Source organism: Corallococcus sp. 4LFB (genome assembly GCF_046520365.1).
In the GTDB taxonomy this organism is placed as follows: Bacteria; Myxococcota; Myxococcia; order Myxococcales; family Myxococcaceae; genus Corallococcus; species Corallococcus caeni.
Genome location: NZ_JBKGHJ010000203.1, coordinates 1 through 14220 on the forward strand (window position 1 = coordinate 1; position 14220 = coordinate 14220).

Genomic DNA, 14220 nt, shown 5'->3' on the forward strand with positions numbered 1-14220 from the left:
GGCGCCGCGCGGGCGTCGAGGGCTGGGTGCGTGAGGCGCGCGAGGCCCGCATCGCCCAGCTCACCGCCTCCGGGGATTGGACCGCCGCGCTGGGGCTCGCGCAGGCGTGGGCGCGGCAGGAGCCCGAATCCGAGCAGGCGGGCCGCCACCTCATCCGCCTGCACTACCTCCAGGCGACCGGGGCGCCGCGCTCGCGGCCTTCGAACACCTGCGCGGCGTCCTGGACCGGGAGCTGGGCGTCACCCCCATGCCGGAGACGCTCGCCCTGGTGCGGGAGGTGGAGCGGGCCACGCCGCGCCCTCCCTCACTGCCGGGCACGCGCTCCGCGCTGCCGCTGTCCGTGCTGCGCCCGCCGGTGCTCGTGGGGCGGGAGGCCGCGTGGCGGCAGCTGGAGGCCGGCTGGGAGGCGGGCCAGCTGCTGTTCATCTCCGGCGAGCCCGGCAGCGGCAAGACGCGGCTCGCGGAGGAGTTCGCGGCCACGCAGGGCCGCTGGGGACGCATCGAGGCGCGGGCAGGGGACCGGGACGTGCCGTTCGCCTCCCAGGCGCGCGCCTTCCGCACGCAGCTGCGGCGCTGGCCGGACGTGAAGCTGCCGGACTGGGTCCGCACGGAGCTGTCGCGCATCCTCCCCGAACTGGGAGAGCCGCGGCTGCTGCCGCCCCTGGCGTCCGAGGCCGGCATGCTGCGCTTCTACGACGCCATCGTCGCGGCGCTCCACCTGCTCCACGAACACGAGGACATCAGCGTCGCGGACGACGTGCAGTACTGGGACACGGCCAGCGCCAGGGCCTTCGCCTTCGCCTTCTCCCGGCTGGCGGACGCCGCCCCCCGGGGCGCCCGGAGCCTTCGCTTCATCGACTGCTACCGCCGGGGAGAGCTGTCGCCCGACGCGCGGATGCACGTGACGGGGCTCGTGGAGGCGGGCCTGGCGCGCATCGTGGAAGTGGACGCGCTGACGGACGAGGACGTGAAGCGCATGGTGGCGGCCATGGGGCTGGGAGGCGCGGAGGCGCACGTGGAGGCCCTGGCCCGCTACACGGGCGGCAATCCGCTGTACGTGGTGGAGACCCTGAAGCACCTGCTGGAGACGGACTCGCTGCAACGGGAGTGGCCCCAGCGGCTGCCGCCCCCGGGACGCGTGGGCCCCCTCATCCAGCGGCGGCTGGAGCGGCTGTCACCGCTGGCGCTCCAGTGCGCGCGGCTGGCGGCGCTGGCGGGGGCCTTCTTCCGGACCTCGCTCGTGCCCGGGGTGCTCCAGGTGACGCCGGCGGACGCGCACGAGGCGCTCGCGGAGCTGGAGGCCGCCCAGGTCCTGATGGGCGAGCGCTTCAGCCACGACCTGGTGATGGAGGCGGTGCGGGCCGGGATGGGGCCCGGCGAGGACCGCGTGCTGCACGCCCGGCTCGCCACGGTGCTGGAGGAGGACGGCGCCCCCTCCATCCTCCTGGCGCACCACTGGCTGGAGGCCGGGTGGACCGAGCGCGCGCTGCCGCACCTGCTGGCGTCCGCGCGCTCCGACGAGCAGGTGCTGCCGCCCGAGCTGGCGGCGGAGCACTACGCGCGCGCCGCGGCCCTGATGCAGTCCCTGGGACAGCACGAGGACGCCGTGCGGGCGCGGGCCGCCGAGGCCCGGTGCCGGCTCCAGTCCGCGTCGGCGGGAGTCCTCACCCCTGGGCCATCAGGAGGCCCAGGCGCTCGCGGTAGCCCCGGCTGAGCTTCAGCGTGGTGCGGTCGCGCAGGATGACCTGGTACTCGCCATGGAGCAGCGGGCGCAGCTCCTGGACCCGCTGGAGGTTGACGAGCGTGGAGCGGTGGATGCGGACGAAGCGCTCCGGATCCAACCGGGCCTCCAGCTCCCGCAGCGGCTGACGCAGCAGGTGGCCGCGCCCGCCCACGTGCACCTGGACGTAGTTGTCCTCCGCCGCCATCCAGTCCACGTCGTCCACGCAGAGCAGCGTCACCCGGCCCACCTCGCGGATGGCCAGCCGGTCCAGGTAGCGCGGCGCACGGGACGGCTCCGGGCGCGCCTTCACCAGGCCCGCGAGCTGGAGGACGAGGTGCTGGATGCGCTCCCGGCGCACGTGCTCCTTCGCGCGGCCCAGCACCTGGACGAAGCGCTGGGGCACCAGGGGCTTGAGGAGGTAGTCCAGCGCGCCGGCCTCGAAGGCGCGCAGCGCGTGCTCTTCCCGCGCGTCCATGAAGACCACGGCCTGGGCGCAGCCGCTCCCCGCTTCATGGAGCACCTGGAAGCCGTCCATGTCCGCCAGGGCCGCATCCAGGAAGAGGATGTCCACGGGCTCGCGCCGCAGGGCCTCCACGGCGGCGCCTCCCGTGGCGTGGACCGCCGTGACGCACACGTCGGCATCGGCCTCCAGGAGCGGCCACACGTGCCGCCGGGCGTCTGACCCACCGTCCACCACCCCCACGCGGATGGGCGCCGACTCGAACAACGCTTCTTGAAAGACCATCCTCTTCCTCCCTGGCTCCAAGGCCAGCTCACCCCCGGTCCGGGCTCTTTCGTGTTTTGCAGGGAGTGCGTGACGGCGGCGTGACGGCCGTCTGGACCCAGGGCCGCGAGGAGCCTGGGTGGCGGATTACCCAGACATCCCGCGCCCCATCGTTCCCGCGTGCAATGGGGCGGGGGCGGCGCGTGGGGTATGACGGCGCCATGTCCAAAGCACTGGTTGTCTCCTTGTTCGCGCTGCTCTCGTTGGTTGGCTGTACCCACCAGGTGCGGCCGAGCCCCGCGCCCATGTCCACCGCGGGGACGCCGCTGGCCCTGCGTGCGCGCTACTTCATCTCCCCGGAGCAGAAGGCGCGCATCGACTCGGACAGCTACTTCGTCCTGGGCGCCGGGCACACCTGGAACATCACCATTGGCGAAGCGCTCACGCGCAGCTTCCCGCAGATGATGGGCACCGTCTTCCAGTCCGTGCAGGAGGCCTCCAGCCCCGACGACCTGGGTGACGCGGACGTGCTCATCGTCCCGGAGATCCAGTACTTCGATGTGAACGGCGGCGGCTTCGTGTCGAAGCTGAAGCTGACGGTGCGCTCCCGGGGGAGCCAGGACGCCGTCCAGGTGAGTGACCTGATCGAAGGGGAGTCCCAGAAGAGCAAGGCGGCCTCCGCGTGGCTGGGCGGAGCAGCCGCGGGCCAGGAGGCCCTGCGGCAGTCCGCGGAGTTCGCCTTCGAGGACGTGATGCCCAAGGTCGCCACCCGCCTGCGGGAGGTCTTCGCCAAGACGCAGGCGAAGGCGTCCGCGGGCGTGCTCTGACGGCCGTCACGGCAGGGCAGGGCCCCGGCGCTCAGGCGCAGTAGTACGTCGGGGCCAGCTCCAGCACGCGCTGCTCCGCGACGGGGGAGAGCGCGCGCAGGCGGGAGAGGAAGAGGGGCGCCTTCATCCCCATCCCGATGAAGCCCCAGACGTACGAGCGCTCCTGGGACTCGGACAGCTGCTGGCGCTCCTCGGGCGTGAAGGCGCGCCCCACCGCCCGCTCCAGCGTCTGGAGGTCCAACGCGAGCTGGGCGTTCAGCGTCCCCCGCAGCGCCTGGAGCAACTCCGCGTACTCGGTCAGGGCCGCGTCCAGGGTGTCGGGCGCCTGGGCGAGGATCTTCTGGGCCTCCAGGAAGTCCAGCCGCGTGTGCTGCGCCTCTTCCAGCCAGTGGTGCTTGAGCAGGTCGCAGAACAGCGGATCCAACGTCTCGTCCTGGTTCCCGCGCACCGTCTCCAGGTAGTGCTGCTGCGTCATCAGCTCCATGTGGAGGTTGAAGATGAGCACCCCCAGGTTCGACTTCGCCATGATGGCCCGGGCCACCTCCACCTGGTTGTCGAGCAGGGCCGGGGCGACCTTGAACCCCTTCGCGAACGCGCCGGTGAAGCGCGCGAAGAGCTGCTGGTGCTTCAGCTCCTCCTCCGTGAAGCGCAGCAGCGCGCGCATGTGCGTCGCGTTCCCGTGCAGCTCCAGGCCGGCGCGCTGGGCGGCCAGCGCGACGGCGTACTCCTCCAGGAACAGGAACAGGTGGGCGTAGCTGTTGGAGCGGATGTGATTCAACATCAGCCGCTCCTCCGCGCTCAGGAAGGGGATGGCCTCCGTGCCTGTCAGCGCATCCGAGAGGAAGCGGTGGCTGAAGTCGAGCACGGTGTCCTTGGGCAACAGCTCATCCAGACGCCAGGACACCCGCTCGGAACTCTGGATACAGGACTGGTACTCCGGCGTTTGATTGAGCATTCATCAATCAAACAGAGGTTTCCGGTTGCCAGTCAATACCGGGTGCCCGTGCCGCAGGTTGAGCAGTCAAAGGCGCAGCTGTCGTAGGTCCTGCCCGTGCCGCACGACTCGGTGACCTGGCAGACGCCATCCCCGCAGCTGTAGATGTCCTGGGAACGCAGTTGGGTGGTGAGGGCCTGATAGGAGACGCCGTTGATGGTGCAGCGCTCCCAGAAGGAGTGCGTCGCATCCCGGGTGCAGGCGCTCGCGCACGTGCCCACGTGCTGGAGCGGGGCGCACCCCGTGTCCTCACCCGCCCCCTTGGCGGAGAGCGCGCAGCCCCGGGTGGTGCTCTCGTCCCTCCTCAGGGTCCGGTCGCTGCCGACGAAGACGCCCTCGCCGGCGAACAGGTTGCCGAAGAAGCAGGCCTCCTTCTCCGGGTAGTCCGCGGCCTCGCTGGACGTCACCGGGATGGCGGCGCCCGTGGAGTCGTGGCCCCGGACCGAGATGGGGACGGAGACGCCCAGCTTGTTGACGTGCGCGGCGAGGCACGCGGAGAGCCGTTGCTGCTCCGCCACGGTGGCGGCGGCGCCCTGCGCCCAGTCGGTGGCCAGCCCCAGGCGGCCCGGCCAGGTATAGGTGACGCCCGTGATGGGGTTGGTCCAGACGCGCGTCTGGCCGGCGGGCAGGGCGCACGCGACCACGTACTTCATCACCATGTCGGAGTAGCTGACGGACGCGTTGCCATTGAACCAGACCGTGAACGAGGTCGCCGCCAGCCCGTTGGTGGAGAGCCCATTCGTGGACAGGCCATTCGTGGACAGCCCATTGGTGGACAGGCCATTCGTGGAGAGCCCATTGGTGGACAGGCCGTTGGACACGATGACCTCCTGTGAGAGTTCGCCCCATTCCGGGGGCGTCGATGCGTCCGGTTCGCTCCCGGCGCACCCTGCCGCGCCCAGAAGCAGCCCCAGGCATACGCACGCCACGGCACGGCTCATGCTCGACGTCTGTGTCTTCATGTGAATCCCCCCCACAGGGCATTGCAACGACTGCGAAGCCTAACGAGCGCGGCTCCCGCAAGCCTTTACCCTGACGTGAGGGGTTGAACCGACCTGGACAGGTCTATCCGGCCAGGAGCGCAAACCCCGCAACAAGCCAACACAGGGTCAGGCGCCACTTCATCGCTAACGCGGTGCGTATGGGGCGCCCCGGCGGGAGCGTGACGTGGGGCCCGGAACAAGCACGCTGCCTTGCGGCGAGCGCCTTCACGTCAAGCTCCTGCTGGAACCTCCTGGGACGGCCCCTGGGGGGGGGCTACTCGAGCAGCTCTCCGCGCTCCGCCTTCGCGACGAGCGACGCGGGCGGCAGGAAGTGCTTCCCGTAGCGCTCCGCGAGCTGGCGCGCGCGGGTGACGAAGCCGCGCGGCCCCGTGCCGGACGGGCCCTCGTAGCCGTTGATGTACTGCACGACGCCGCCGGTCCAGGGCGGGAAGCCGATGCCCAGGATGGAGCCCACGTTGGCGTCCGCGGCCGAGCGCAGGACGCCCTCGTCGAAGCAGCGGACCGTGTCGATGGCCTCCGCGAAGAGCATCCGCTCCTTCATGTCCTCGAAGGGGATGGTGTGGCCCGGCTTCGTGTAGTGCTTCGTGAGCCCCTCCCAGAGGCCCGTGCGCTTGCCGTCCGCGTAGTCGTAGAACCCGCCGCCCGTGGAGCGGCCCTTGCGCCCGTGCTGATCAATCATGGCGTCCATCACCGCGTAGCTGCCGTGTTCCACCCACGGCTGGCCCGCGGCCTCCACGGCCGCCTTCGTCTCCTGGCGGATCTTCCGGGGCAGCGTCAGCGTGAGCTCGTCCACCAGCTGGAGCGGGGCGGCGGGGTAGCCCGCCTGGAGTCCCGCCTGCTCGATGGACGCGGGCGCGATGCCCTCGCCCACCATGGCGATGGCCTCGTTGAGGAAGGTGCCAATCACGCGGCTGGTGAAGAAGCCCCGGCTGTCGTTGACGACGATGGGCGTCTTGCCAATCTGCACCGCGATGTCGATGGCCTTCGCCAGCGTCGCGTCACTGGTCTGCTTGCCGGCGATGAGCTCCAGGAGCGGCATCTTGTCCACGGGGGAGAAGAAGTGCATGCCCACGAAGTCCGGCGGCCGGGACACGCCCTCCGCGAGCAGGGTGATGGGCAGGGTGGAGGTGTTGGACCCCAGCACCGCGTCCGGCGCCACCACGCCCTGCACCTCCTGGAAGACCTTGTGCTTGAGCTTCACGTCCTCGAAGACGGCCTCGATGACCAGGTCGCAGCCCGCGAGCGCGGCCGGGTCCTCCGCGGGGGTGATGCGCGCGAGCAGCGCGTCGCCCTTCTCCTTCGTGGTGGAGCCCCTGGCGACGGCCTTCTCCACCAGCTTGACGGAGTAGCCCTTCCCCTTCTCCGCGGCCGCGAGGCTCACGTCCTTGAGCACCACGTCGATGCCGGCCTTGGCGCACACGTAGGCGATGCCCGCGCCCATCATCCCGGCGCCCAGCACGCCGACCTTCTTCGCGGTGTGCTGCGGGTAGCCCTTGGGGCGGCCGCCGCCGGAGTTGATGTGCTGCATGTCGAAGAAGAACGCCTGCATCATGTTCTTCGCGACCTGGCCGACGACCAGCTCCGTGAAGTAGCGCGACTCGATGGTGAACGCCGTGTCCACGTCCACCTGCGTGCTCTCCACCGCCACCGCCATGATGGCGCGCGGCGCGGGCATGTTCGCGCCCTTGAGCTGCTTGCGCAGGTTGGCGGGGAACGCGGGCAGGTTGGCCGCGAACGCCGGGTGGGACGGCGTGCCGCCGGGAATCTTGTAGCCCTTCTGGTCCCACGGCTGCTGCGCCGTCGGGTTCGCCTTCACCCACGCCTTCGCCGCGGGCAGGAGCGCGTCCACGGACGGCACCACCTCATGCACCAGCCCCAGGTCCTTCGCCTCCTGGGGGCGGTAGCGCTGGCCCTGGAGCAGCACCTTCATCAGGGCGTCCGTGATGCCCAGCATGCGCACGGTGCGCACCACGCCGCCGCCACCGGGCAAGAGGCCCAGCGTCACCTCCGGCAGGCCCACCTGCGCGCCCTTCACGTCCGCGATGATGCGGCGGTGGCACGCGAGGGCAATCTCCAGCCCGCCGCCCAGCGCCGCGCCGTTGATGGCCGCGACCACGGGCTTGCCCAGCGTCTCCAGCGTGCGCAGCTGCGCCTTGATCTCCTGGCCCAGCTCGAAGACCTGCTTCGCCTCGTCCTTCTTCACGCGGCGCAGGTCGTTCAGGTCGCCGCCCGCGAAGAAGGTCTTCTTCGCGGAGGTGATGACGACGCCTGCAACCTTGTCCTTCTCCTTCACCAGCCGGTCCACGGCCGCGCGCATGGACTTCACGTACGCGGCGTTCATCGTGTTGGCGGACTGGGAGGGGTCGTCCAGCGTCAAGACGACGATGCCGTCCGCGTCCTGTTCCCAGCGCAGGGTGTTCTGTTCGCTCATGGCTTTGCTCGGAGGTCTTTGAAAGGAGGGGGAGGGTGTTCAGACGCGCTCGACGAGGGTGGCCACGCCCATGCCGCCGCCGACGCACAGGGTGACGACCGCGCGGCGCGCCTTGCGCCGCTCCAGCTCGTCCACCACGGTTCCAAGGATCATGGCGCCGGTGGCGCCCAGCGGGTGGCCCATGGCGATGGCGCCGCCGTTGACGTTGAGCTTCTCGTCCGGGATGCCCAGGTCCTTCTGGTACTTGAGGACCACGGAGGCGAAGGCCTCGTTGAGCTCGAAGAGGTCGATGTCCTTCACCGACAGCCGGCGAGGTCCAGCAGCTTGCGGGTGGCCGGCAGCGGCCCCGTCAGCATGATGGTGGGCTCCGCGCCGGAGGTGGCCACGGCGGCGATGCGCGCGCGCGGCGTGAGGCCCAGCTTCCTGCCCACCTGCTCGGAGCCCACCAGCACCAGCGCCGCGCCGTCCACGATGCCGGAGGAGTTGCCCGGCGTGTGCACGTGGTTGATGCGCTCCACCGCGTGGTACTTCTGGAGCGCCACCGCGTCGAAGCCGCCCAGCTCACCCATGGTCGTGAAGGACGCGTTGAGCTGGCCCAGCGAGGCCACGGTGGAGTCCGGGCGCATGTGCTCGTCGCGGTCCAGGATGGTGAGGCCGTTCTGGTCCACGACGGGGACGACGGACTTCTGGAAGTAGCCGTTGGCCCACGCGTGGGCCGCGCGCTCCTGGGAGCGCACCGCGTAGCGGTCCACGTCCTCGCGGGTGAAGCCCTCCATGGTGGCGATGAGGTCCGCGGAGATGCCCTGCGGCACGAAGTAGGTGTCGTAGTTGGTGGCGGGGTCCAGCGCCCACGCGCCGCCGTCGGAGCCCATGGGGACGCGGGACATGCTCTCCACGCCGCCCGCGATGACCAGGTGCTCCCAGCCGGAGCGCACCTGCTGCGCGGCCAGGTTCACCGCCGTCAGGCCGGAGGCGCAGAAGCGGTTGAGCTGCACGCCGCCGGTGGTCTCCGGCAGGCCGGCCGCCAGCACCAGCGTGCGGGCGATGTCCGCGCCCTGGTCGCCCACGGGGGACACGACGCCCAGCACCACGTCGTCGATGTACTTCGGGTCCAGGGTCGGGTGGCGCTGCTTGAGCGCGTCCACGAGGCCAACGAGCAGCGACACCGGCTTGGTGCCGTGCAGGGCGCCCTTCTTGCCCTTGCCGCGAGGGGTACGGACCGCGTCGAAGATGAATGCTTCCTGGCTCACGGGGAGCCTCCTTGTGAGAAGGGGAGGACGCTACAGGGACCGGGCGTCGAGTTCCTTCATATCGCCGTACCCGCCGGACCGCTGGAGGCACCGGTCCACTGCGAGGCAAGCCGGGCCGGACGCCCAGTGCTTCGCCAGGGCCGCACGGCATTTCAACTCCCTCGCGGCCCGCGCTCGTGACTGGCCACTCGCGACCTGGGCCACCGCCAGGCACCGCCGCGGGGTGAGCGGGCAGCCAGTCCCTACGGTTCTTGCGCACACAAGGCCGAACGGCGCTCCCCTCCGAGCCGATGGAGAATCGTGAGCGGTCGTTGAGAGCCCGCTGCCCGGAAATGACACGGGCCGCGGGGGTGGAGGTCCCCCGCGGCCCGCGCCGGCGTCATGGGTGGCTTCGCGTCACTGCGGGATGCTGAGCCGCAGGCGGAGCAGCGTCGCCTCCGTCCAGGCGCTCGCCTCCGGGCCTCCGGAGGTGGCCTGGGCGTCCAGCGAGGCGTCCACGGCGGCCTTCAGCCGGTCCGCGCGCGACGTCACCGCCGGGGCCAGGTCCGCCAGGATGTTGTAGGCGGGCGGGGCGGCGGCCGCGCTGAACAGCGAGTACATGTCCTGCACGTCGTTCATCACCGGCTCCACCTCCACGTTCATCAGGGTGTCGTAGCCGGAGAGCACGGAGTCGTCGCCGTACAGCAGGCCGCGCAGGTGCTCGTCGTGCTCCACCGACAGCGGTAGCGCCAGCGCCACGTAGGTCTGCCAGGCCAGCCACGAGCCCGTCAGCCGCTTCGCCTGGACCTGCAGGCTGTCCCCACCCTGCGCGATGCGCGTCGCGATGGAACCGTAGAACTGCTTCTGCTGGTCCTTGAGCACCTGCACCATCCGGGTGCGCACGCTGGAGCGCACCGCGTCCCCCAGGGCGTAGTTCGTGGGGGTGATGTTCCACTGCACGTAGCCCCAGCGCTTCGCCATCCACTCCTGCGGGTTCTGGGTGCTGTTGGGGTTGTACGTGGGCCGGTCCGTCCCGCGCACCAGCACGGTGAACTCCTGGCCACCGGTGAAGATGTGGCCGTAGACCTTCTCCGACTTCACCGTGTTCGTGGCGGGGTCCCGGTACGTGTAGCGGACGTAGACGTTGGACTGCAGCCGGTACTTGCGCTCGTAGAGTCCGCCCAGGCCCGTGAAGACCTCCGAGTAGAGCTGCCAGCTGCCCTCGCCGCACAGGTCGATGGACGCCTGGTCCACGTTCATGTTGTCCGCGATGAGCAGCGGGCGCAGCACGTCGTGGTTCCAGCGCGCCGGGTCCACGGACAGCGTGTCCGCCGCGCCGTCCTGGTTCCAGTCACCCCACTGCCCACCCGCGCACGGCACGACGGGCTTCTCCCCCTGCTTCAGGGAGTGCGTGGAGGGCTCCTGCTCCGGCGCGCCCCACAGGTCGACGCCGTACAGGCCCCGGTTGAGGTCGGTGCGCCACTGGGCCTCCGACTGCTCGAGCAGCAGCTTCAGCGTGGCCCAGTCCGCCGCGTAGCGCGCGTGCAGCGCCGTGAAGAGCGGCTTGCCCAGGCCCGTCAGCGCCGTGTCCAGCTTCGTGCCGGCGGTGATGAGCTGCGCGTGCCGCGTCGTGAGCATGGCGGCGCCGTGCACCGGCTGCTCCTCGAAGAGCTGCGCGTAGGCTTCCGCGCCCGCCATCCAGTCCTTCGGGCTGGACAGCCGCTCCGTGGCGAGCATGGGCAGGCCCAACTGGACGGGGAACTCGCGCAGGTAGTTGATGTTGTGGGAGATGCCCGTGGAGGGCAGCTCGTCCGCGGGGCTGATGGCGGCGTTGGAGCCGCGCCCGTTGATGCCGGCGAGGATGGTGGAGTCTCGCGCATCCAGCGCGCCCCAGCGGGAGAAGTCCGCCTCCGCGTTCGTGAACTGGAGGTAGTCCAGGGGCACGGGGTGCCGCTGGTTCCAGCCCAGGTACAGCCAGGCGGAGCCCGTGAAGTAGTCGTCCTTCATGTCCTCGAAGTACGCGTACATGTTCTGGTCCACGCGGTTGAGGTCCGCCTGGAGCGCGTACAGCGCCTCCTGGACCTCCTCCACGTTCTGGTTCACCAGGCCCAGGTTCCAGTCCACCAGCGCGAAGCGCGACAGCATGTCCAGGTGGATGTCATGGAGCTTCCGGTCCACCCGGTCGAAGCGGCTCAGCATCCGCCCCTGCAGCTGTTCCACCAGCTGATGCAGCTTGCGCACCTCCGCGAGGATGACCTGCTCGATGGGCGGCTCGGCCGGCTTGCGCAAGAGGGAGAAGAGCTGGAACACGGCGCTGACGATCTGGCCGCTGAACACCGCGGCGCTGACAATCTGGAAGCCCTTCTGGCCCAGGTCGAGCACGCCCGCGACCTTCTCCGCGATCTTGATGGAGCTCTCCGCGTACTTCGACACCGCCTCCAGCGTGGTGTTGAGCGCCTTGCTGAACCTCTCCAGGTCGTTGGCGAACTGGAGGGAACCCTCGGTCCCGTCCAGCCGGAAGAGCTGGGCGATGAGGCCCAGGCCCGTGCTGACGCCCTCGCGCGCGCCGTTGAGCTGGTCCTTCAGCTCCGTGCCGCGCGTCTTCGCCTGCGCGATGGCGGCCTTGAGCGCTGCCTCCTCCGCGGAGGCGTCCACGGCGGCCGGCGCACCCTCGCCACCCGCCAGGGCCAGCGTGGCCGGAGTGGGCTTCTTCAGCTCGAGCTTCGCCCGGTACGCCTGCTCCGCGATGTTCAGGGTGTTGAGCATGTCCGAGTACGCCTGCACGGCGTCGAGCCCCACGGTGCTCGCGGTCCCCAGGAAGCCGCGCGCCTCGGTCGGCGTCGTCACCAGCCGGCCGTTCACGAGCCGGGGCAGGACGAAGCCCGCCAGGGGCCCAGCGGATTCGACGTCAGCATCTGCGCGGTGGTGTGGACGGTGTGGACGCCCACGCCGGCGCCAATGCCGCCGCTGTTCACCGCGCCGGCCAGCGCGACGTTGCCCTGCGCCAGGTCGTAGAGGTTGCTCCAGGTCGCTTCCGTGAAGGCCGTGGCCTCCGCGTAGCGCTCCACCTGCGAGTAGGGGGAGTCCAGGCCCTGCGGCGTGTCCAGGCCGTGCTGCATGCTGGCCAGCAGCGCGCGCGCGTGGGCCCGCAGCGCCCGGCCGGGGATGGAGGTGGCGGGCAGGGTGGGCTCGGCCTTCACGAGCATGCGCAGCATCACGCGCACCAGGGGGCCGGCGCCGTCCTTCGCGGGGTCGAACGCGTACGTGTCCAGCGCGGTGGAGAGCGTGTTGAGGTGCGCGGTCAGCTCCACCTGCGTGAGGGACGGGTTGTCGCGCGCGAGGGTGTACGCCGCGCCCGCCAGCAGGTTGAGCTTGGGGGCCTGCTTCGACATGGCGATGGCCGCGTACACGCGCCGGTTCAGCTCCTGCGCGGACAGCGAGAAGGTGCGGCTGCACTCCGAGCAGGTGATGGGCGCGTCATAGACGGGCGCGCCCTGGCTGCCGGACGCCGCCCACTGCGAGCCGCCTGCGCCTGGACCTGCGCGAGCGTGGAGCCGCCGGGGGCCTGGCCCTCGACGAAGCCCGCGCCGCAGTCCGCGTCCGGCGCCAGCCCGTGGGCCGCGTCACGGCAGGAGTTGTAGAGCTTGGGGCCGCTGCCTTCGCCGCACGGGCCCACCAGGGTTCCGCACTGCGCGGCGTCCGTCACCCAGGCGCCGTTCACCTGGCACGTCTCCGGGTTCTGGCAGGCCACCGTGCACGCCGTCTGCGTGGTGCCGCACTGGGGACCGGTGCCCATCACGAACTGGCCGGTGGGGTAGTTCGAATAGGTGATGTAGCAGTAGTCGGGGCCAATGCCTTGCGTGCCGGTGCTCTTGCGCGAGGGGGCGCCGCCACCCAGCAGGGACTCCTCGCCGCCGCCCGGCTGGCCGCCGATGTACCAGGTCCAGGTGACGCCCACGCGCTCCGCCGACGTCAGGTTCGCGATGAGGTAGCTCTGCGCCTGGGGCTCACACGAGTAGTCGAAGCGGGGGTCCAGCGACAGCACCACCTGCTTGTGATGCGCTCCTGTCCGAAGTCCGCGTGCCGGCACGTGCCGTAGGAGGTGCACGTCTTCGGCGTGGTGTCCTCGCCGCACGCCACGGAGGCCTGCTGCGCGTAACACTCCAGGCTGTAGGTGAACTGGCCGGTACACGCCCATTCGCCCGTGGCGACGTCCGCGGGCGAGCACGTCAGGCCCTCCTTCGCCGTCTGAGTGCTGGCGGCGGGCTCCGGCGCTTGCGCGCCGCTGGACGTGGCATCACCACAGCCCCAGAGGCCCAGCGCGGCCACGACGCTCGCGAGCCAGCGGCGGCCCGCGGTGGGCGTGCGCGGACGCACCTCTCCCGTCAACGGTGTTTTCAAAGTCACAGGCATGGAGGAACTCCCCCTCGATAGGGCCACCGTGGAGGGTTGCGGGTGGCCGGTCCGCATCAATACGAAGCGGCCCCGGATTCCTGGTCGTGGGAAACATTCCTGGCGGTGCGGGTGCGGACCCGGTGGGGTACACCGCTGGCCATGCTGCCTCTTGAAATCCACACCTCGGTGGAGAGGGACGGACGTGTCTCGCTGGAGAAGGCGCGGGCCCGGCTGGCGGCGGGCAAGCCGAGGTCCTCACGCGACTGCCGAAGCTGGAGGTGCTCACCTTCGAAGGAACGCCGCTGCGCACGCTGCCGATGCGGCGCTTCGACGGCACGGCCTTGAGCCAGGTCACGGTCCACGCGCTCATCGCGGGCCTGCGGGACGTCTTCGCGGCCCACGCCGGCTGGTGACGCCAGACATCAGGTGGTGAACGGCGTCATCGTGCCGGGCCTCGCGTGCTTGTCCCAAGTGACTGATTTCACGAAGGGCCTCCGGGGACCGGGGGCTGGCATGTGCCGTGCTCTTGGGTCCCGGCATGTCCATCTCCTCCCTGAACCGCGCGTCCTTCTCCCAGCCCCTCTCGAGCCCCGCTGCCGCTCCGGCGCAGGGCGTGGCGGGCACCCAGGCGCAGCAGCCCCGCAACGACCTGCGGCGCATGCTCATGACGGACTCCTTCGAGCAGGGTCCGGGCCGGGTGGGCGGTGCCTCCGGTGACTTCGCGGCGCAGCTGGCCCAGGCGGTGAGCCAGCTCACGCAGCTGGTGAAGGCGCTGGAGGTGCCCTCGCTGGGCGACCTGGGCGAGGACGCGCAGGATGTCGCGCCCAGGGTCGGCGGTGCGGCCTCCGCGTCCGCGACTCCCGCGGCGGCTCCCTCGGCACAGGGCGCGGCTC

Annotated in this window: 11 protein-coding genes and 2 pseudogenes; 4 read left to right on the plus strand and 9 right to left on the minus strand. The window is 70.8% G+C overall.

Annotation, left to right across the window (positions count from 1 at the left end; genetic code table 11):
• Positions 1-247: 247 nt before the first annotated feature.
• The gene (locus ACLEQD_RS21650; RefSeq protein ID WP_410386316.1) at positions 248-1714 is read left to right on the plus strand and encodes an AAA family ATPase; all 1467 of its coding nucleotides are present in this window, start codon (positions 248-250) and stop codon (positions 1712-1714) included.
• On the opposite strand, the gene ACLEQD_RS21655 is transcribed toward ACLEQD_RS21650, so the two are convergent.
• Positions 1665-2468, minus strand: coding sequence for a LytR/AlgR family response regulator transcription factor (locus tag ACLEQD_RS21655; RefSeq protein ID WP_410386318.1), 804 nt, complete (start codon positions 2466-2468; stop codon positions 1665-1667). The genes ACLEQD_RS21650 and ACLEQD_RS21655 overlap by 50 nt on opposite strands.
• 200 nt (positions 2469-2668) lie before the next feature.
• On the opposite strand from ACLEQD_RS21655, the gene ACLEQD_RS21660 reads away from it, so the two are divergent.
• On the plus strand, positions 2669-3274 hold the full coding sequence (locus ACLEQD_RS21660; RefSeq protein WP_410386320.1) for a hypothetical protein: 606 nt from the start codon (positions 2669-2671) through the stop codon (positions 3272-3274).
• Between the two features lie 31 nt (positions 3275-3305).
• Here the strand turns inward: ACLEQD_RS21660 and ACLEQD_RS21665 are convergent, their stop codons facing one another.
• The 8 genes and pseudogenes from ACLEQD_RS21665 to ACLEQD_RS21700 form a co-directional block, all read right to left on the minus strand.
• The gene (locus tag ACLEQD_RS21665) at positions 3306-4229 is read right to left on the minus strand and encodes a hypothetical protein (protein ID WP_410386322.1); all 924 of its coding nucleotides are present in this window, start codon (positions 4227-4229) and stop codon (positions 3306-3308) included.
• 32 nt (positions 4230-4261) lie between these two features.
• Positions 4262-5089, minus strand: a complete 828-nt coding sequence (locus ACLEQD_RS21670) for a hypothetical protein (protein WP_410386324.1) — start codon at positions 5087-5089, stop codon at positions 4262-4264.
• 436 nt (positions 5090-5525) lie between these two features.
• Entirely contained in the window at positions 5526-7703 is a 2178-nt protein-coding gene (locus ACLEQD_RS21675) for a 3-hydroxyacyl-CoA dehydrogenase NAD-binding domain-containing protein (RefSeq protein ID WP_410386326.1), read from the minus strand.
• Between the two features lie 39 nt (positions 7704-7742).
• A pseudogene (locus ACLEQD_RS21680) lies at positions 7743-8953 on the minus strand (acetyl-CoA C-acetyltransferase).
• A 396-nt stretch (positions 8954-9349) separates the two neighbouring features.
• Positions 9350-11779: a hypothetical protein gene (locus ACLEQD_RS21685; RefSeq protein WP_410386328.1), complete on the minus strand. Its 2430-nt coding sequence runs from the start codon at positions 11777-11779 to the stop codon at positions 9350-9352.
• An 11-nt stretch (positions 11780-11790) separates the two neighbouring features.
• The gene (locus ACLEQD_RS21690; protein ID WP_410386330.1) at positions 11791-12342 is read right to left on the minus strand and encodes a hypothetical protein; all 552 of its coding nucleotides are present in this window, start codon (positions 12340-12342) and stop codon (positions 11791-11793) included.
• An 8-nt stretch (positions 12343-12350) separates the two neighbouring features.
• Positions 12351-12977 carry a hypothetical protein gene (locus ACLEQD_RS21695; RefSeq protein WP_410386333.1) on the minus strand — a complete coding sequence of 209 codons (627 nt, stop codon included), beginning with the start codon at positions 12975-12977 and terminating at the stop codon, positions 12351-12353.
• Positions 12905-13345, minus strand: coding sequence for a hypothetical protein (locus tag ACLEQD_RS21700; protein ID WP_410386335.1), 441 nt, complete (start codon positions 13343-13345; stop codon positions 12905-12907). The genes ACLEQD_RS21695 and ACLEQD_RS21700 overlap by 73 nt, the downstream gene beginning before the upstream one ends.
• Positions 13346-13605: 260 nt before the next feature.
• Between ACLEQD_RS21700 and ACLEQD_RS21705 the strand changes: the two genes are divergently transcribed.
• Positions 13606-13740: a hypothetical protein gene (locus ACLEQD_RS21705; protein WP_410386337.1), complete on the plus strand. Its 135-nt coding sequence runs from the start codon at positions 13606-13608 to the stop codon at positions 13738-13740.
• Positions 13741-13865: 125 nt separating this feature from the next.
• Positions 13866-14220: pseudogene (locus ACLEQD_RS21710) on the plus strand (hypothetical protein); the annotation flags it as partial.

Coding starts and splice junctions, on each gene's coding strand:
- ACLEQD_RS21650 (WP_410386316.1), top strand. CDS start 248: ATGCCGGAGACGCTCGCCCTGGTGCGGGAGGTGGAGCGGGCCACGCCG.
- ACLEQD_RS21655 (WP_410386318.1), bottom strand. CDS start 2,468: ATGGTCTTTCAAGAAGCGTTGTTCGAGTCGGCGCCCATCCGCGTGGGG.
- ACLEQD_RS21660 (WP_410386320.1), top strand. CDS start 2,669: ATGTCCAAAGCACTGGTTGTCTCCTTGTTCGCGCTGCTCTCGTTGGTT.
- ACLEQD_RS21665 (WP_410386322.1), bottom strand. CDS start 4,229: ATGCTCAATCAAACGCCGGAGTACCAGTCCTGTATCCAGAGTTCCGAG.
- ACLEQD_RS21675 (WP_410386326.1), bottom strand. CDS start 7,703: ATGAGCGAACAGAACACCCTGCGCTGGGAACAGGACGCGGACGGCATC.
- ACLEQD_RS21700 (WP_410386335.1), bottom strand. CDS start 13,345: ATGCCTGTGACTTTGAAAACACCGTTGACGGGAGAGGTGCGTCCGCGC.